This window comes from Prosthecobacter sp., from assembly GCF_044226605.1.
In the GTDB taxonomy this organism is placed as follows: Bacteria; Verrucomicrobiota; Verrucomicrobiia; order Verrucomicrobiales; family Verrucomicrobiaceae; genus Prosthecobacter.
In genome coordinates this window covers 80,310-98,563 of the sequence record NZ_JBGAGS010000020.1, presented here as the reverse complement: position 1 = coordinate 98,563, position 18,254 = coordinate 80,310, and the positions used below count along the sequence as shown (strand labels likewise).

Sequence of the window (18,254 nt, the reverse complement as noted above, 5' to 3'; positions counted from 1 at the left end):
ATATAATTATTTAAAATGCTCTAGAAATCATGGCGCGTTGCGTTTCAGCGCGGCCATGAAGCTTACTGCTGCACTTCGTTTCCTCATCTGCTTTGCTTTTGTCTCTTCCGCTGTTTCAGCGCGGGAGGGCAAACCCAATGTGATCGTCATTCTGACGGACGATCAAGGCTATGCTGATGTGGGCTTTCAAGGGCTGCCGGCTTCGAAGCAGGCGCTGACGCCGAATCTTGATCGGCTGGCGAAGGAGGGGGTGGTGTTTAAAAATGGCTATGTCGCCTTTTCCACCTGCGGGCCTTCGCGGCAGTCGCTGCTGACGGGGCGCTCGGCCAGCCGGTTTGCGGTGGAGGAAAACGGCTTCTTCGCCACGGCCAAGGAGGTCTTCATACCGCGTACATTGCAAGGGACGGGCTATGCGACGGCGATGTTTGGCAAATGGCACTGCGGACCCGATGGCGACAGCACGGGCGAGCTGAGTCCAAAGGGACGCGGGTTTGACCAAGCTTATCTGACATCATCGCAAGACTTCTTCATGAAGAAAACGCCGCACCCCAAGGCCTGGTCTTCGGGAGGCATGCGCGACTACGGGCCCTATGTGACCGATGCGATCACGGATGAAGCCATTGCCTTCATCCGCGAGCACAAGACGCAGCCGTTCTTTGCCTACATCGCCCACCACGCGCCGCACAGCCCCTTTTGCAGCAAGGAGGCGCTGATGCGCCGCATCGTGGAGCACGACCCAGGCTACAAGGCCGCCTTTGAGCGGATGAAGACGCACACTTCCGCCAAAGGCCGCAAGGCATCATATGCCGCGCCGAATTTTGACTTCGGCAATTTCAAGGGCACCGATCTCGACCAGGAGCTGCTGCGGCTGACCTACCTTTCCATGCTGCTGGCGGTGGACGATGGCGTGGGCCGCCTGCTGGACACGCTGAAGGAGGAAGGGCTGCGCGAGAACACGCTCATCTTTTATTTAAGCGACAACGGAGCTGCTCTGGCGCGACCCAATGATCTCGGCGGTGTCAATCTGCCGCTGCGCAGCGGCAAGGGCTCCGTGTATGAGGGTGGGGTGCGTGTGCCTTTTGTCATGAGCTGGCCCGGTGTACTGCCGCAGGGTGAAGTCAATTCCACGGCGGTGGTGAGCTCGATGGACATCTTCACCACAACGGTGAATCTGGCCGGAGGGAAAGTTCCGGAGGACCGGGTGATGGACGGTGTGGATGTGATGCCTTTTCTCACGGGCAAAAAGGCGGGCAGCCCGCATGAGGTTTTGTTCTTTCGACGTCTGGGACGCCAGGCGTGGTCCATCCGCAACGGAGACCACAAGCTGGACGCGGTGACGCTGCAGAGAAAGATGATCCGCAAGGGTGAAGATGCCTCACTTTATCCAGACGGAGGTGGATTTTATGACGTGCAGAATGACATCGGCGAGATCAAAGACGTCAGCGCCGGACATGCGGACAAAAAGAACGCGTCGCGCCAGCTGTATGAAAAGCTGACACGCGATTTTCCGGTGCCTCTGGACACTCTGCCTGGCGCGAAGCCGGACGCGGATGAGTAGCCGCACGCCGCGAATTTTTTACCCCGCCCTCTCCCTCATGAAACCCTTCCACATTCTCCTTACGCTGCTGTTGAGCACGCAGATCACCAACGCAGCGGGCAAGAACCGCGAGGCTGTTCCGCGGCTGCCCGCGGATCTAAAAATCGTCGATAACATCGTCTTCAAGCAGGTTGGAGAGAAGAAGCTGGAGCTGATGCTGTTTCAGCCGCTGGCAAAGAAGCATGATAAGTCACCCCTCGTGGTGTACATCCACGGCGGCGGCTGGGGCGGAGGAGACCGGTACAAGGTGCTGCGTCCTGACGTCATCGGGGTGATCCGCAGTCTCAATCAGGAAGGATTTACCTGCGCGAGCATCGAGTATCGGCTGGTGGATGGCAAACCCACGCTGGCCAGCGATGCAGTGGCCGACTGCAAGGACGCGCTGCGCTTCCTGATGAAGCATGCGCCAGAGCATGGCATCGACACGGAGCGGATCGGGACCTTCGGTTCGTCGGCAGGCGGGCACCTCACGCTGGTGACAGCACTCGGAAAGGACAGCGACTATCCCTGCGATCCCACGATCGAGGGACCAGCCGCCAGGGTGCGCTGCGTGGCGGCCTTTTACCCGCTGGTGTCGTTTGTGGACGCGGAGTGCATGAAGGGCGGAAACTTCGAGCGGCCGCAACGCATGATCCCCCTGCTGGGTGGACTGCTGGTGGAGAAGCGAGAACTGGCGCTGAAGCTCAGCCCCATCGAACTTTTGCGTGCAGACAGCCCTGACATCCTTGTGGCACACGGCGATGCGGACAAAGTCCTCTCCGTGCACAATGCCACCGCCTTGCGGGATGCCGCGCAGGCGAAGGGTGTGCCCATCGAATGCATCATCTCGAAAGGCGCAGGCCATGGCTTCAGCGGCGATGCGATATCGCCCACGATTGCGGAGATTGATCGGCAGACGACTGCTTTCTTCGTGAAGCATCTGGTGCCTCCGGCGGCACGGTGATCCCGGCAGGATGGAAACTCCTGTTCGTCGATCAACGCCTCCGCATGTTAAGAACTCTCAGGATGCCGGATACTGCAGTCGCTGGGTGCCGGGTCATCAACGATAGGTGGCTAGGAGGGTTCAGCGTCTTTTAAGTTGTCTTCTCGTCTTTCCAAGACCAGACAACTCCATGGGCCTCGACAGCGTCGAACTTGTTTTAACCTTTGAGGAAGTGTTTCAAATTTCGATCCTGAACGAGGAGGCCGAAAAGATGCGCACGCCTCGCGATGTGATTGATTGCATGGTCGCCAAACTGGAAGCGCAGGTGCACGGCCCTGCCATGGTCATGATGGCCAGAGAAGAGGCCGCCTGGGTGCAGCTGAGAAACGCCCTGCGAACTTCAGCCATGGTCAGTGAAGCTGCCACAAAGGAGAAAAAATTGGAGGACGTGTTCGCTGACCGTCATGCCCGTCGGCGGCAATGGCGGCAGCTCCGGCAGCAGCTCCAGGCGAAAGCATGGCCGGGTTTAAGCTGGCTTGGGCTGGGCAAAGACTTTCCCTGCCAGCTCCGAACACTCGGAGATTTGTCTGACTGGATCGCTCGCTGCAATCTGCAGCGCCTCACGGAAGCAGAACGCCAGGTGCTGACCCGTGCGGACATCGCCCTGCTCGTCAAACATATCACGCTCCAGCAAACCGGTCTGCGGGAGGAAAAATACGACGAGAACAAACATTTCGTCGATGACTTTGGCATCGACTAAGCGCTGCCGCGAAACGCCTTGTTGCGCACGCGGACGAATGAAGAATCTTCTTCGCAATGAAACCGCACCTTCTTCTTCCGCTACTTCTTGCTCTTGCCAGTTGCACCACACCGCCCACCGGCGGCCCGCCGGACATCCCGCCACCGATGTCCTCCTGGGGCATGCCGCAGGTGATCAATGTCTCCGCTTATGACCCCAAGGAAAAGCAGCGCCCTGGGCAGGGGTATTCGCAGCATGACGTCTCCGCGCTGCGGGCCAACGGGGCCAGCGCCCTGATCGCGCGGGCGGGCAAGGGTGGAAATCTGGATGAGAAGTGCGGGCATTTCCTGGCGGCGGCGGACCGCGCCGGAATGCTGCCTGGCGTTTACTACCGCCTGCAAAATCATGTGGATGCCGTGGCTCAGGCGGACCAGTTCTGCGCACGCGCGCACTCGCTGGCGCGCGGTCGCACGTGGAATGCACCGGCGCTGCTGCTATGCGCTGACTTTGACGCCAACTCGCGGATGTCGGACATCCTGCGCTTCATGGACCGCGTGGAAGCCCGAACCGGCGTGGTGCCGGTGGCGTATCTGGAGAACAGCACGCACCTGAAGCAGATGCTCAGCAGCGCGGATCCTGCCACGAAGGCAAAGCTGCGCCGCATGCCTTACTGGGTGGCGCTTTATTCGCATGATGGAGGCGCCGGTCCGGTGTACCCTGCTCCTGGCACTCCGCACGGCCTGCTGCACCAGTATGGGGTCTGGTCTGACTGGGCCATGTGGCAGTACGGCGGTGTGGACTGGTCCCATGGCCGCTCCCAGCCAAAAGTGTACAACCACGGCATGAACCGCAACAGCCTCTACTTTGGCAATCTGGACCGCCCGGTGGAGCGCAATGTGTTTAACGGCTCCCATGCGGCCATGCAGTCCTTCTGGCGGCAGCACGGCCTGGCGCTGCATTGACCGGATCACTGCAAGGCCGCAGCGACCTGCTTCAGTGCATCCACCAGCGCGCGGGTGGCGGCGGGTGCGCGGCCTTTCTGCCATAGCACCATGCAGTCCCAGCGTGCGTTTTCATCGGCCACGGGCACAAACGTCACGCCAGGGTGCTGCAGCTTTTCAAAGTAACCGGGCAGCAGTGTGACGGCGGACTCTGAGACGACCTGGGACAGCACATGGGTGATACCATCGACGATGATGACAAAGCGCGGCTTGAATCCTGACGCCTTGCACAAAGCCGCCGTCCAGCGATTGCGGCCTGGCACCTGGTCCTCATCCACACCGATGAAATCGCGGCCTTTGAGCTCATTGAGTTTGACGCTTTTCTTCATCGCCAGCGGATCTCCGTCTGCCACGGCGACGCACACATGCAATGAGCGGAGTCTGGCGCTGTGAAACTCCCTCGCGGCCAGCAGACCTTCCTGCCCGATAAGCGCGAGATCAAGCTCGCCAGCGCGCAGCCCGTCGATCTGCTCGCGCGGGGACATGTCGTGCAGTTTCAGCTTCACCTGCGGGTGTGATTTTCGCAGCCTGGCCAGCGCCGGCGTCAGCGTGCTCTGCGCCGCGGAACCGAGATAACCCACGCGCAGCACGGAGTGCTCCCCACGTGCCTGCCGCCGCAGACTGGCAAGTGCGGCGTCATAATTCTCCACGAGCGGGCGCATGACTTTGACCAAGGCATGGCCCAGACCTGTGGGTTTCACGCCGCTGCTCTCCCGCTCCAGCAGCCTGCCTCCGAGCTCGTGCTCCAGCGCCTGCACCTGGCGGCTCAGCGCGGGCTGGGTGATGCGCATCCGCACCGCAGCGCGGTTCACGCTGCCTTCCTCGATCACAGTCAGAAGGGCTTTAATGCGGTCCATCATGGCACCGAGGATATGCAGATCTGGCATAACGGCAAGAGACAGGCGGCATTACCCGCAGGTTCATTCATCGCGCAGTCTCCACTCGCTCCAGACGGAGCTGAACCGAACCAAACAAAACATATCACTCCATGAAACTTGCCATCATCATCACATCGGATCCTAAAAACGGCGAAGAAGCCCTCGGCCGCGCCTTCAACGGCCTGGCCCTGGCGGCTGAAGCCCAGGAAAAGAACGACGAAGTCAGCGTCGTCTTTGCCGGCACCGGCGTGCGCTGGCCTGCAGAGTTCTCGAAGCCCACGCATCCAGCCCATGGTCTCTACAATACCGTGCGTCCGTCCGTCGCAGGGGCCTCCTGCGGCTGCTCGGCGGTCTTTGGTGCCACGCAGGAAGTCGAAGCCTGCGGTCTGCCGGAGATCAAAGATTTCGCACTGGCCGGCACCCCCGGTTTTGCAAGCATCCGCCGTTACCTGGCAGAAGGCTGGCAGACGCTGGTCTTTTAAACCAATCCATCCTTCCTTCAACCCTTCGCTCCCACCTCGACCATGGCCGACCGATTCATGCATACCGTGCTCACGCCTGCTGTGTTCGAGGCGGAGCGTCACTACTATGGGCGGACCTACCCCGCCTTTGACTCCACGCCCGAGCATGATGTGCTCACTCCCGCAGAGGCAGCCTTCATCTCTGAGCGTGATTCGTTTTACATGGCCACGATCACGGAAAATGGCTGGCCGTATCTCCAGCATCGTGGCGGGGCGAAAGGCTTCCTGCGCGTCACCGGACCCAGCGAACTCATGTTTGCCGACCACGGTGGCAACCGCCAGATGATCAGCGTGGGCAGCCTGGCGAAGAACGACCGTGTGAGTCTCTTCCTCATGGACTACCCGGCGCGGGAGCGGCTGAAGATCCTCGGCCACGCCCGGGTGCTGGATGCCCGCGAGCATCCGGATCTGGTCACCCAGATCGCCCCTCCGGGAGGTCATGCTGCGAGGGTGGAACGCATCTTTGTGATCGACGTTTTATCCTATGACTGGAACTGCCCCAAATTCATCACGCCACGCTTCACCGCCGCCGAAGTACAGGACGCCGTTGCGCCGTTGAAGGCGCGCATTGCCGAACTTGAATCCCAGCTCAAACTTCACACCTCAACACCATGAACCCACGTCCGCCCCTGCCACCCTTTACTGAAGAAACGGCCATCAAAAAGATCCAGGCAGCCGAAGATGCCTGGAACAGCCGAGACCCAGAGCGCGTCTCGCTGGCCTACACATCTGACACCGAATGGCGCAACCGCGATGTATTCCTCAATGGTCGTGCCGAAGTCGTCGAGTTCCTGAAGAAGAAGTGGGCCAGAGAGCTTGACTACCGCCTCAAGAAAACGCTCTGGGCATTCACAGGAAACCGCATCGCCGTGCGCTTTGAGTACGAGTGGCATGACGACTCCGGCCAATGGTGGCGCAGCCATGGCAATGAGAACTGGGAGTTCGACGAAAACGGCTACATGGCCAAACGCTACGCCAGCATCAATGATCAACCGATCCGAGAGGAGGAGCGTAAGTTCCGCTGGGCTCGGGCGTGAGCTTCGTGTCCCAACACATCTCCATGAAACCAGTCATCCTCATCACCGGCGCGACACGGGGCATTGGCTTTGCGGCTGCAAAGCAACTGGCCGCACGTGGCGCGCAGGTCATCATCGGCAGCAGAAATGGCAGACGTGCGGCTGAGGCGGCAGAGCTTGCTGGTGGTGGAGCGGGCAGTGTGGAGCTCGACATCACGGATCAGGCGAGCGTGGATGCAGCAGCAAAACAGATCGGGCTGCAGTTTGGGAAGCTGGACGTGCTGGCGAACAACTCCGCCATCCTGCTGGATCACTATCAGAATCTTCTGGAACTGAAGCCCGAGGTGCTGCTGGAAACGCTGAATACCAATGTCGTCGGCACGCTGCGAGTGAGCCAGGCTTTCGCACCGCTTCTTGGCAAATCCGAGGCACCACGCATCATCAATGTGTCCAGCGGCGCCGGTCAGCTCGATGGTGAGCCACAGGCTTGGGCTCCTGCGTACTGCATCAGCAAGGCCGCGCTGAACATGCTCACGCAGCAGCTCACCGCCGCACTACCTCATGTGACGGTAAACAGCATGTGCCCCGGTTGGTGCCGCACGGAGATGGGCGGCAGCGAGGCACCGCGCACGCCCGATGAAGGCGCAGACACACTGATCTGGCTGGCCCTGGAGGCACCTCACTCCCTGCGTGGAAAGTTCCTCAAGGACCGCGCGGTCATTCCGTGGTGATTTGGAAGCATCGGGCCTGAACCGACGTTCTGGGTGCCATGACCCGCACCCTTCTCCTCTGCTCCGCCGTTGCCTCCCTTCTGCCTTCGTTGCATGCTGCGGACCTCGCCGGCGCGCCCGGCCCTGTAGGCACCAAGTCAGGTGCCAAGCTCGTGCACCGGCTGGAAATCACCAAGCCCGGTGTGTATGAAAACTTTCGGGTCGATGCCCAGGGCGCGGGCGGCAACATTGTGAAGATCACCGCGGACGATGTGACGTTGCGCAACTGCGAGATCTTCAACGGCACCGGCAATGGCGTGGGCGTCTTCGGCACACGTGTGGTCATTGAGAACTGCCGCATCCACCACCTTCTCAACGGCACTTTTGAAAAACAAACGGACGCGCATGGCATCACCGGCCGCTGGGGAGATGTGACCATCCGCAACTGCGACATCTCCCACATCACCGGCGACTGCATTCAGTTTGATCCGGACCGCAAGCAGCGCGGCAGCCTCACCATTGAAAACTGTCATCTGTGGACGGGCCCGCTGGCCGAAGACGCCCCCGGTTTCAAAGCAGGACAAAGCCCGGGAGAAAACGCCTTTGATTCCAAGACTCCGCCGGATGGTGAACGCTGCAAACTCATCATCCGCCAGTGCTACATGCACGGGTGGAACCAGCCCAGCCAGATCAACACGCGTGCAGCGCTAAATCTAAAAGAACACATCGAGGCGCTGGTCTCCCACTGCGTCTTTGATGACAATGAGGTGGCCATCCGTGCACGTGGCCCGGGCGGACGTGGAGATGCACGCGTGACGGTGGAGGACTGCGCTGTTTATCGCACTCAGGTGGCCGTACGGGCCGAAGACAAAATCCAGGATCTTAAAATCCTGCGCATGGCCTATGGACCGGACGTGAAGTCACGCGAAGAACGCCACGGTGGCAAGGAGCTGCCGGGCTATGAAAACAGCGGCGCACACGATGCTCCGCCGATGGAAAACCTGCTCATCAAGCCCCGCCCTTGAGCTGTGCCTGCTGCGATTTCGTGAGAAACGGCAATGCTTTGGCCGGATCGGTGCGGATCCACGCATTTACCTTGGTGGCCTGGCCGGGATCAAGTGTCAGCTTCTCCGCCGCAGTGCCGCTGATCTGCTTTTTCTGCTCGCTCTTCGGCGCCGCGCGGTAGCCCGAGATCGTGCCGACTTTGAGCTTCATCGTCCTGGCCGCGGGCAGTTCCGCCGCAGCAACGTACACTGCATGCGCGCACTCCACCTTCTCCGCTGCGGCGATCAATTGCGGCAGCGAAATCAGCTGCGGATCATATCTCACCAGCGTCACCTCTTTTCCATCCATGAATCCGGCCTCGGTGGTGATGACACCGTCGATGCGGCCCAGTTCCATCTCGCCGGTCCAGAAGCAGTACATGGCCAGCACCGCCTGTTTCAGACGCGGGGAGTGCTCGGCGGCCAGCAGCTTCAAATAGGCGGGCACCGGACGCTTTGCCTCCGTGAGCGCCGCCACCATGCGCTCGGCGATGCCACCGGCATCCCACACCTGGTCTTTGCGCGAGATGATGTCCTGGGCCTGCGCATTGAAAAAGCGCACCACCTGGTAGTTCCAAGCTGGTTCCCCGAAGCGCTGCAGCACTTCCGTGTCCCTGCCAGGCTTGTTGTTGTGAATGAGCAGCGGAATGAACTCGGTCTCGACCGCCTCCACGATCAATGGATGCGACATCACCTCGCGGCCAAACTGCCTGCAGCCCGCACAGCCGGGGATCTCCTGAAACAGGGCAAACACCGGCTTGCCCGTCTGCGCGCTGGAGGCCAGTGCGGTGTCCAGGATGCGGCCCCAATGCACCGCGCCCGCCTCTTCGGCGTGTTCGGTGGTGCCGGCGGAAAAGGACAATGAAGGCAGCATGAGAGCGAGGGCTAAAACGGCGGAGTTCATGCCTGTGAGAGGCGGGCCACGCGAATTTATTTCACGAAAGACTTCGTCGCACCTGCGTTTCAGGGGCCGAACATGAAACTGCTCTGCTGCCTCTGGACTCTTTTTGCCGTCACACTGGGTGCGGCTCCATCAAAGCCGAACGTGCTCCTCATCGTAATCGACGATCAAAACGCCTTCTCCGGTCGCACGGATCTCGCTCCTCAGCCGGTGACACCGCAGCTCGATCGCTTCGCCAAAGGCGGCATGACATTTGCCAATGCGCAGTGCGCGGCACCGGTGTGCAATCCCTCCCGCACCGCCTTTCTTTCCGGCCTGCGACCCTCCACCACGGGCATCTACGACAACAGCCAGGATAACCTGCCGAAAGATCACCTCTTGAAGAGCAAGATCTCGCTGCCCGCTTGCTTTCGCGATCAGGGCTATCATCTCGCGGGAGCAGGAAAGGTCTTCAGTTCCGCCATTGCCGCTGCAGCCGGAAAACGCATCTGGACCGAGAGCATCGAACTTGGCCGCAAAGAGAAGAAGCATGCTCCCGCACCGGAAGGCGAAGGGATGAATGCCATCGGCAAACATGCCTGGGGTCCGCTGTACAAGAGCAAGGACGAGATGGAAGACTGGAAGCTGGCGGGATGGGCTGCGGAGTTTCTCACAAAAAAACATGAAGCGCCCTTTTTCCTGGCCTGCGGAGTGGTAAAGCCGCACACGCCCTGGTACGTGCCGCAGGAGTATTTCGACCTCTTTCCGCCTGCCAGCATCACAGTTCCGGATCTGGCTGCTGATGAAAACGCGGGCCTGCCAGCCTCCGTCCGCGAAAAGAAGCACAAGACCGAGGACATGCTGATTCAGCGGCGCAAAGAATTGATCTCCGCCTACCTCGCCTCATCCCGGTACGCTGACGACTGCGTGGGCCGCATCTTGAAAGGTCTGGCGGAGGGGCCCAGCCGCGACAACACCGTTGTCGTCATCTGCGGAGACAACGGCTATGAATTTGGCGAAAAGCACAACTGGTCCAAAGGCAGCCTGCGCGAGGGCTCGGCCCACGTGCCTCTCATTATGGCCGGACCCGGCATCGCGGCGAATCAGACTTGCACGCACCCCGTCAGCCTGCTGGATATTTATCCCACGCTCGTGGAACTGACGGGACTCCCCGTCCAGCCAGGGCTTGAAGGCGTGAGCCTGATGCCGCTTCTGAAAAACCCCGCCGCGCCATGGGAGCGCCCGGCACTCACCACCGCCGGTTTTAAAAACCACGCGCTGCGCTCCGACCGCTGGCGTTACATCCGCTATGCTGATGGCGCGGAAGAATTGTACGACCACGACAAGGATCCCCTGGAACGCAACAACATCGCCAGCCAGCCAGATTCCGCCAAGGTCAAAGCAGAGCTGCAAGCCTGGCTCCCAAAACACGACGAGCCGCGAAATCCGGACTCGTCGGGTGGGAAGGAAGATTGAAGGCGTGCCCTGCATGAAGCGCTCCGTCTTCATCGTTTCCGCGGGCGACCATGAAGCCCCTGCTGCTCGCGATCCTGACCTTCGCTCTTTCACTGTCCTGCCGTTCAGCTGACAGACCAAACATCATCTTCATCCTCGCGGATGACCTTGGCTGGGGAGATCTGCACTGCTACGGGCATCCGTATGCGAAGACGCCGAACCTTGACAAGCTGGCGGCGGAAGGCACGCGCTTCACCAAGTTTCACGCCACCGGCGTCACCTGCTGCCCGGCGCGAACAGGGCTGATGACGGGCAGGCTTCCCGCCACGTTTCAGAAGTACCCGGCCAGCTTTGGATTTGGCAGCCGCATCACCATCACGGAGCTGCTGAAGAAGAACGGCTATGCCACCGGCCACTTTGGCAAATGGCACATCGGCACCACGCTGGAGCCGGGCACCTATGGCATCGATGTGATTGGTTCGGACCAAGGCGCGCCCAACAAACACCGCCAGCCGCAGGACGGACGTGGCCGCGATGCGCCGATGTATGATCAGGCCATCGACTTCATCGAGAAACACAAAGGGGAGCCGTTTTATGTGAACATCTGGGACCACATTTCGCATCACCCCATTCACCCCACGCAGGCGGTGCTGGATGCCTTTGGCCCGCTGGAGCTGGAGGAGGCAAAGTTCACCCCGGCGATGCAGGAGAAGTTTGCGCTGTGCAAGAAGATGGGAGGAGACCCGGCTGCGCACCTGCGGGCCTTTCTCGCCGATGTGAAGTCAATGGACGACGAGATAGGCCATCTGCTGAAAAAGCTGGATGAACTGGGCCTGCGGGAAAACACGCTCGTCGTTTTTTCCAGTGATCAAGGCGCCGCACCGCTGCGCGAGACGGATGGAGACGAGGCGAAGACCAGGAAGAAAAAAGACCGGTCTGGCGGCGACCTGGCAGATACCCGCCTCAACGCCATGGGCTATGCAGGGCCCGACTTCCGCGGCGGCAAGCACACCGATCTCGAAGGCGGGGTATGCGTGCCCTTCATCGTCCGCTGGCCAGCAAAGGTGCCCGCCGGACGCGTGGATCAACAGTCGGTGATCAGCGGCGCGGACTGGCTTCCTTCGCTTTGCAGCATCACCGGCATTTCCATCAATGCCGCAGATTTTGATGGCGAGGATTCTTCCAAGGCACTGCTTGGCAGCATTCATGTGCGCGGCAAACCGCTCTTCTGGAAGACAAACACGGAGCGGAGCGATCCCACGCTGCTGGTGAAAAACTGGAAGCTGCATGGCTCGCACCGCCGCCATGGCGAGGTGACTCTCTACGATCTGGACGCGGATCCAGGGGAGAAAAACAATCTGGCGGAGAAACAGCCCGAAGTGCTGAAGCGCCTCACCGAGCAGCTCGCCGCCTGGACGGCCACCCTGCCCAAAACCTACGAGCATGGTGATGACAAAGGAGATTGAGCTGCATGATCCGGCCGCGGCCAGCGTTTCAGCGGTTCACATCGCCCTTTCATCCCAGCCTTGCCATGAAACGCCTGCCGCTCCTTTGCTGTGCACTGCTCTGCCTGACATCCATCATGCTTGCAGCCGAACCCGGCACCAAGCCGAACATCATTTTCATCCTGGCAGATGACCTCGGCCACGATGGCCTGAGCTGCTACGGCTCGGACGTGCGCAAGACGCCAAACATCGACAAGCTCGCCGCCTCCGGCACGCGGTTTGACCTCTGCTACTCCGCACCGCTGTGCGGCCCCTCCCGCTGTGTGCTCATGACCGGGCGCTACGCCTTCCGCACCGGCGGCATTGGCAATGGCTCCTGGCGCGCCGACGGCCCGGGTGCAAAGGCCGCAAATGAGCAGCCCATGGCCAGGCTGCTCAAGCAGGCCGGATACGCCACCGGCGAGTCCGGCAAATGGCGGCAGGTGGGCGAAACACCGAAAGACTGGGGTTTTGAAGAATATTGCACAGACCCCACCGCGGGCGGCTGGTACTGGAAGACCAGCTACGAGAAAAACGGCGAGACCATCGACACGCCCAAGGAAGAGTACAATCCTGACATCATCCAGGCTTTCAGCCTCGACTTCATCAACCGGCACAAGGAACACCCTTTCTTCCTCTACTACCCCATGCACCTCGTGCACGGCCCCATCCTGCGCACTCCAGATTCAGCGGCGGATGCGGGCAGAGGCACGGATTTCTACAACGACAACATCGCCTACATGGACAAGCAGGTGGGGGCTCTCGTTGCGGAGGTGGAGAAGCTCGGCCTGCGGGAAAAAACCCTCATCATTTTCTCCGGGGACAACGGCACCGCTCTAAGCCATCCCAGCACCATCGGCGGCCGCATGATCAACGGCAAAAAAGCGTCCATGCTGGAAGGCGGATCGCGCGTGCCGTTCATCGCCAGCTGGCCCGGCGTGACGCCCGCCGGAAAAGTGAACAAAGACCTCGTAAACTTCACCGACATGCAGGCGACTTTCCTGGAGCTGGCCGGGGCAAAAGCACCTGAGGGCTTCAAGTTTGACAGTGTCAGCATCGCCCCGCAGCTGCGTGGAGAAAAGGGCACGCCGCGGGAGTGGGCCTACGTGCAGCTAGGCTCCAGATGGTTTGTGCGCAGCCAGGGCTGGAAGCTCAATGAAAGCGGCGAGCTCTTTGACATGAGCGATGCGCCCTTTGTGGAGAAGCCCGTGGCCGTGTCTGAAGACACCGAGGCCAGCAAGGCCGCACGCACACGCCTCACCGCGGTGCTCGCAGAGCTGAACCCAGCCGCAGGCAAGACGGACGGAGGCGATGGCAAAGCAGCCAGGCCCGGGAAAAAGAAGCGGAAGAAGAAAAAGAACCCCTGAGCCCCGGAACCCATGGCTGCGCGCTGCCGCATGCCTCAATGGCTGCCTCACGATCTTGTTCATGAAACGCTTCGCTCTCATTGCAGTCCTTCTTTGTGCCTGCCCTGTTTTCGCTCCGGCACAACGTACACAGCCCGCGCCCACGATGCTGCTGGGCCCTTCCGACTGGCGCTTCGAGCGTCTGCCCATCCCGCCGGGCTTCGCGCGTGACATTCCGTGGACGGGTTATGAAGAGGCGCGTTTTTCTCCCGGCATGTTCAGCACAGATTCGCCGACGTACTTCACCTACGCGCTCTCCATCTGCATTGATGGCACGCCCGAGATTCGGGAAAAAGAACTGAAGGACTTCTTCGACAAGTACTTCAAGGGCCTCAGCACCCTGGTTGGGCGCGGCAAAGGCATGAAGCCTGACCCCGCCGTCTTCAACGCCGAGGTGAAGCCTGGAGACAAGGCGGGCTTGTTCTCTGCAAAGGTGCCATACATCGACACCTTCACCGACGGGCGCCAGATAACGCTGAATCTGGAGATTGATGTGCGCCCTTTGCCCGGAAGCAGAAAGACACAGATCATCCTGCTTCTCTCACCTCAAGCACCGGAGGCGGAGATCTGGAAAAAGCTGCACGAAATCCGCGATGGGGCGCAGCCTCCCGTTTCGCGATAACCTGATAAGAGGCAGGCGGCAGCGACGTTCCGCAGCGAATCATGAAGCCCATCGTTTTTATGTTTCTCCTGTCTGCCGCATGCAGCTTGCAGGCCGTGATGCTGAGCGAAGTGGCGGCGAAAGGCCCTCTCAAACTCTTCGTCGCGGTAAAAGGCGCTGAGATGCCGAGTGATCACGATCAAACCAACAACCTGAAGGAAGGAGACCGCGCTCTGCTGCTTTCCGGAATGGGCCTCACTGATCTCACCGGCATCAGCACCCTCGCCGTCGTGGACGAAGGAAATCAGATTCCCATATCCAGAGTCAAAAACCTGCACCTCTTTGTGAATCAAAATGACCTCACAGCGCTGCCGGAAGAACTCAGCCGGCTCGACAACATCACCTTCATGTATTTCGAGCACAACAAGCGTCTGCGCTCCATTCCCGAGTCCATCATAGAGATGGACGCGCTCGAAGGCATGTATTTCACCCACTGCGATTTTCCAGCGATCCCACCATTCGTCTTTGGCATGACGCGGCTTAAGAAGCTGCAGTTTTCCCAAAACCACCTCACCGAGCTGCCCGCCGCCATTGGAAATCTAACCGAACTGCGCCACTTCAACGTGGCGGACAATCAGATCTCCAGCATTCCAGAGAGCATGTCCAGTCTGACGCGCCTGCGTGTGTGCGACTTGTCCGACAACCCGTTTACCTCATTGCCCGAAGCCTTTGGCAAGGTGCAGATCGTGAACCAGCTGCGCGTGAAGAACTGCCCGGTCACCTCGCTGCCCTCCGGTTTTTCCACCATGCGTGCCACCATCGACATCACCGGCACGAAGATTGATGAGAACAAGCTTCCGCCGGAACTGCGCGCCAGGATCAATACCGAAAAACCTCCAGGCTCGAAGGAGCCGGAAAAGATGATCGTGAAGAAGAAAGAGAAGCCGCAGAAGGGCGGCAGATAGAAAGCACGGCGTCATTTCCTTCAAAAAAATCCTGCGCCTTTCCATCATGAAACTTATTCCCAGACTTCTTGCCATCGTCGCATTCGTGGGTGCAGCTCAGGCCGCAGGTCCTTCCCGCCCAAACATCATCCTCATGATGGCGGATGACATGGGGTTCTCCTGCATCAGTCCTTATGGAGGCGAGATCCACACACCGAATCTTCAACGCCTTGCCGATGAGGGCCTGCGTTTCACGCAGTTTTACAACAACGCCAAATGCACCACCACCCGCGCCTCCCTGCTGTCCGGCATGTATCCGCGCGGCAGTGGAAACAGCATTCCTGAAAACATCGCCACTGTGGGCGAGCAGATGCGCGCCGCCGGCTACCGCACCGCACTCTGCGGCAAATGGCACCTCGGCAGCAAGGCGCCACAGCGCCCGTTTGACCGCGGATTTGACGAATACTACGGCCTCATGGACGGCTGCTGCAATTTTTTCAATCCCGCACAGCCTGACCCCGATTCGAAAGGCGGCAAGGTGCGTGTTTTCGGGCACAATGACGGGCTCGTCACGCAGTTTCCGCCCGGCTATTACACGACAGACGCGTTTACGGATCATGCCATCAAGACGATCAAAGGCTTCTCCGGTGAAGGGAAGCCTTTCTTCCTGCACCTCGCCTTCACCTGCCCGCACTACCCGCTGCATGCACCTGCAGAAGACATTGCCAAATATCGCGGCAAATACAAAGCCGGCTGGGAAGCCATGCGAAAGGCACGCTACGAGCGTCAGAAGGCCATGGGCCTGTGGGACACAGTGCCTGCGCTCTCCGGCACCGACTCCAAGGCCTATGCCTGGGACGGCGCGAATCAGGACTGGGAGGACCTGCGCATGGCCACCTACGCTGCCATGGTGGACCGCATGGATCAAAACATCGGCCGGCTGCTCAAGACGCTGGATGAACTCGGCATCGCCGACAACACGCTCATCATGTTCCTGTCCGACAACGGCGGCTGCACCGAGGAGCCCGGCGGGCGCGATGATACGCAGCAGCCGGGCATCGTGAGCACCTACACCGCGGTGGGTCCCTCCTGGGGCTGGGCGCAAAATGCGCCGTTTCGCCGCTACAAGAGCTGGGTGAATGAAGGCGGCATCAGCACGCCTTTCATCGTGCGCTGGCCTGGCCATGTGAAAGCAGGCACCAGGACGAACCAGATGGGCCACATCATTGATGTGCTGCCCACCTGCCTCGACCTCGCCAGCGCCAGGCCACTCGCAGAAATCCACGGGGCCAAAACATCGCCCCTCGAAGGCAGCAGCCTCGCCGCCATTCTGCGCGGCGAAACACGCCAGGAACCTGCCCAACTCTGCTGGGAATGGAGCGGGAACTGCGCCGTGCGCCATGGGAAGTGGAAACTCGTCTGGGACACCGCCGCCAAACCGGTGAAGTGGGAGCTTTACGATCTCTCCTCCGACCGCACCGAGCTTCACGACCTGGCTGCAGAGAAGCCTGAGCTTGTGAAAGAACTCAGTGAGTCCTACACCCAATGGGCCAACGCCACGGGGCGCAAGCTGCCTGGAGCGACGAAGGGGAAGAAAAAGAACGTGGAAGAGTAGCCACACAACCACCCAAACTGCCGCCGATGAACCGCCAACTCACATGTCCTGCACCCTTATGAAAACACATCTCCTGCTCCTGGCATCACTTCTCCTCTCGCACGCATCCTTTGCCGCGCCACCCAATGTCGTTCTTGTGATGGCGGATGACCAGGGCTGGGGAGACACAGGCTACAACGGCCACCCGGATCTCAAGACACCCAATCTGGATACGCTGGCCAAAAGCGGCGTGCGGCTCAACCGCTTCTACACCGCACACTTCAACTGCTCCCCGACCCGCGCCAGTGTCATGACGGGACGGCATCCGGACCGCATGGGCACCTTCAACCCCGGCGCGCCCATCCGCGCGGAGGAGCTGACCGTGGCGAAGGTTTTGCAATCCGCAGGGTACGCCACGGGTCATTTTGGCAAATGGCACCTCAATGGCAAAAACGGCGACAAGAACACCACCGACATGCCAGGCCGCGCCATCCTGGCCAGCGATCCCCTTTCTCCCGGGAAGATGGGGTTCGATGAATGGGTCTCTGCAGACAATTTCTTCGATCTCGACCCCGTGCTTGGCCGCAACGGCGTGCCGGAGAAATTCCATGGCGACAGCTCCGACGTGACAACGGATGAAGCGCTGAAGTTCATCAAAAAGCAGGCCGCGGCCGGCAAGCCTTTCCTCAGCGTGGTGTGGTTTGGCTCGCCGCATGTGCCACACATTGCGCTGCCTGCGGACAAGGCGCCCTACAGCAAGCTCTCTGAGGAAGAACAGAACTACTATGGCGAGATCACCGCGGTGGACCGCAGTGTGGGCCGTCTGCGTGCAGCTCTGCGTGAACTGAAGGTCGCGGATAACACGATCTTTTGGTACAACAGTGACAACGGCGGCCATGAAGGCGCGAAGTCCACCGGCTATCTGCGCGGTGAGAAAGGCACGCTCTGGGAAGGCGGCGTGCGCGTGCCCGCAGTCGTCGAATGGCCTGCACGCATCACCCAGCCCTTCATCAGCGAGACGCCCTGCTCCACGCTGGACATCTACCCTACCGTTCTCGCCGCCACTGGCGCCGTGGCGCAGAATCAGATCCAGCCGCTGGACGGCATCAGCCTGCTGCCGTTGTTTGACCGCCAGACGGAGACCCGCAGCAAGGCGATTCCATTTTGGGCGCACGGTCGCGACGGTGGTGGCCACGCCGCACTGCTGGAGTGGCCCTACAAGCTGCACACGAACCCGGCGAGCGGTCGCGGCAATAAAAAGAACAAGAAGGGAGCGGCGCCGATGGCGGCCACGCTGCTGTACGATGTTTCCAAAGATCCCAAGGAAACCACTGACCTGGCTGCGCAGGAACCGGAACGTGTGGCAAAGATGACCGCCGAATTGAATGCCTGGAAAGCCTCAGTGGAAAAAAGCCTCGCGGGTGCTGACTACCCGCAAAAGGCGGGGAAGTGACCTGCGTATT

The 18,254-nt window shown here is 60.3% G+C and carries 18 protein-coding genes; 16 read left to right on the top strand and 2 right to left on the bottom strand.

Going from position 1 to position 18,254, the window contains the following annotated elements:
* Positions 1-55: 55 nt before the first annotated feature.
* From ACILSO_RS24640 to ACILSO_RS24625, 4 genes are all read left to right on the top strand, one after another.
* A complete protein-coding gene (locus ACILSO_RS24640; RefSeq protein WP_395740136.1) occupies positions 56-1,558 on the top strand; it encodes a sulfatase-like hydrolase/transferase in 1,503 nt (500 codons plus the stop codon).
* A 37-nt stretch (positions 1,559-1,595) separates the two neighbouring features.
* Positions 1,596-2,540 (top strand): alpha/beta hydrolase fold domain-containing protein, encoded by a 945-nt coding sequence (locus ACILSO_RS24635; protein WP_395740135.1) that lies wholly within the window; start codon positions 1,596-1,598, stop codon positions 2,538-2,540.
* Between the two features lie 169 nt (positions 2,541-2,709).
* Complete coding sequence (locus tag ACILSO_RS24630) at positions 2,710-3,279, top strand: hypothetical protein (protein WP_395740134.1); 570 nt, start codon at positions 2,710-2,712, stop codon at positions 3,277-3,279.
* A 56-nt stretch (positions 3,280-3,335) separates the two neighbouring features.
* The gene (locus tag ACILSO_RS24625) at positions 3,336-4,220 is read left to right on the top strand and encodes a GH25 family lysozyme (protein WP_395740133.1); all 885 of its coding nucleotides are present in this window, start codon (positions 3,336-3,338) and stop codon (positions 4,218-4,220) included.
* Positions 4,221-4,225: 5 nt separating this feature from the next.
* Here the strand turns inward: ACILSO_RS24625 and ACILSO_RS24620 are convergent, their stop codons facing one another.
* A complete protein-coding gene (locus ACILSO_RS24620) occupies positions 4,226-5,146 on the bottom strand; it encodes a LysR substrate-binding domain-containing protein (RefSeq protein WP_395740132.1) in 921 nt (306 codons plus the stop codon).
* Between the two features lie 101 nt (positions 5,147-5,247).
* On the opposite strand from ACILSO_RS24620, the gene ACILSO_RS24615 reads away from it, so the two are divergent.
* Genes ACILSO_RS24615 through ACILSO_RS24595 form a run of 5 tightly spaced genes read left to right on the top strand, consistent with a single transcriptional unit; the run spans position 5,248 to position 8,409 of the window.
* Positions 5,248-5,619, top strand: coding sequence for a hypothetical protein (locus ACILSO_RS24615; RefSeq protein WP_395740131.1), 372 nt, complete (start codon positions 5,248-5,250; stop codon positions 5,617-5,619).
* 42 nt (positions 5,620-5,661) lie between these two features.
* Positions 5,662-6,273, top strand: coding sequence for a pyridoxamine 5'-phosphate oxidase family protein (locus ACILSO_RS24610; protein ID WP_395740130.1), 612 nt, complete (start codon positions 5,662-5,664; stop codon positions 6,271-6,273).
* Positions 6,270-6,695 (top strand): DUF1348 family protein, encoded by a 426-nt coding sequence (locus ACILSO_RS24605; RefSeq protein ID WP_395740129.1) that lies wholly within the window; start codon positions 6,270-6,272, stop codon positions 6,693-6,695. Before ACILSO_RS24610 ends, ACILSO_RS24605 begins: the two co-directional genes overlap by 4 nt.
* A 23-nt stretch (positions 6,696-6,718) precedes the next feature.
* On the top strand, positions 6,719-7,405 hold the full coding sequence (locus ACILSO_RS24600) for an SDR family NAD(P)-dependent oxidoreductase (RefSeq protein ID WP_395740128.1): 687 nt from the start codon (positions 6,719-6,721) through the stop codon (positions 7,403-7,405).
* A 38-nt stretch (positions 7,406-7,443) separates the two neighbouring features.
* Positions 7,444-8,409, top strand: coding sequence for a right-handed parallel beta-helix repeat-containing protein (locus ACILSO_RS24595; protein ID WP_395740127.1), 966 nt, complete (start codon positions 7,444-7,446; stop codon positions 8,407-8,409).
* On the opposite strand, the gene ACILSO_RS24590 is transcribed toward ACILSO_RS24595, so the two are convergent.
* Positions 8,393-9,331, bottom strand: a complete 939-nt coding sequence (locus ACILSO_RS24590; protein WP_395740126.1) for a VPGUxxT family thioredoxin-like (seleno)protein, type 2 — start codon at positions 9,329-9,331, stop codon at positions 8,393-8,395. The genes ACILSO_RS24595 and ACILSO_RS24590 overlap by 17 nt on opposite strands.
* Before the next feature lie 72 nt (positions 9,332-9,403).
* Between ACILSO_RS24590 and ACILSO_RS24585 the strand changes: the two genes are divergently transcribed.
* The 7 genes from ACILSO_RS24585 (at position 9,404) to ACILSO_RS24555 (ending at position 18,244) form a co-directional block, all read left to right on the top strand.
* A complete protein-coding gene (locus tag ACILSO_RS24585) occupies positions 9,404-10,783 on the top strand; it encodes a sulfatase (protein WP_395740125.1) in 1,380 nt (459 codons plus the stop codon).
* Between the two features lie 50 nt (positions 10,784-10,833).
* Positions 10,834-12,228, top strand: a complete 1,395-nt coding sequence (locus ACILSO_RS24580) for a sulfatase (RefSeq protein WP_395740124.1) — start codon at positions 10,834-10,836, stop codon at positions 12,226-12,228.
* A gap of 65 nt (positions 12,229-12,293) precedes the next feature.
* Positions 12,294-13,613 carry a sulfatase-like hydrolase/transferase gene (locus ACILSO_RS24575; protein WP_395740123.1) on the top strand — a complete coding sequence of 440 codons (1,320 nt, stop codon included), beginning with the start codon at positions 12,294-12,296 and terminating at the stop codon, positions 13,611-13,613.
* A gap of 61 nt (positions 13,614-13,674) precedes the next feature.
* On the top strand, positions 13,675-14,274 hold the full coding sequence (locus ACILSO_RS24570; RefSeq protein WP_395740122.1) for a hypothetical protein: 600 nt from the start codon (positions 13,675-13,677) through the stop codon (positions 14,272-14,274).
* Between the two features lie 41 nt (positions 14,275-14,315).
* Positions 14,316-15,218, top strand: a complete 903-nt coding sequence (locus ACILSO_RS24565; RefSeq protein ID WP_395740121.1) for a leucine-rich repeat domain-containing protein — start codon at positions 14,316-14,318, stop codon at positions 15,216-15,218.
* A gap of 46 nt (positions 15,219-15,264) precedes the next feature.
* Positions 15,265-16,812 (top strand): arylsulfatase, encoded by a 1,548-nt coding sequence (locus ACILSO_RS24560; RefSeq protein WP_395740120.1) that lies wholly within the window; start codon positions 15,265-15,267, stop codon positions 16,810-16,812.
* 58 nt (positions 16,813-16,870) lie between these two features.
* The gene (locus tag ACILSO_RS24555; RefSeq protein WP_395740119.1) at positions 16,871-18,244 is read left to right on the top strand and encodes a sulfatase-like hydrolase/transferase; all 1,374 of its coding nucleotides are present in this window, start codon (positions 16,871-16,873) and stop codon (positions 18,242-18,244) included.
* Positions 18,245-18,254: the final 10 nt, after the last annotated feature.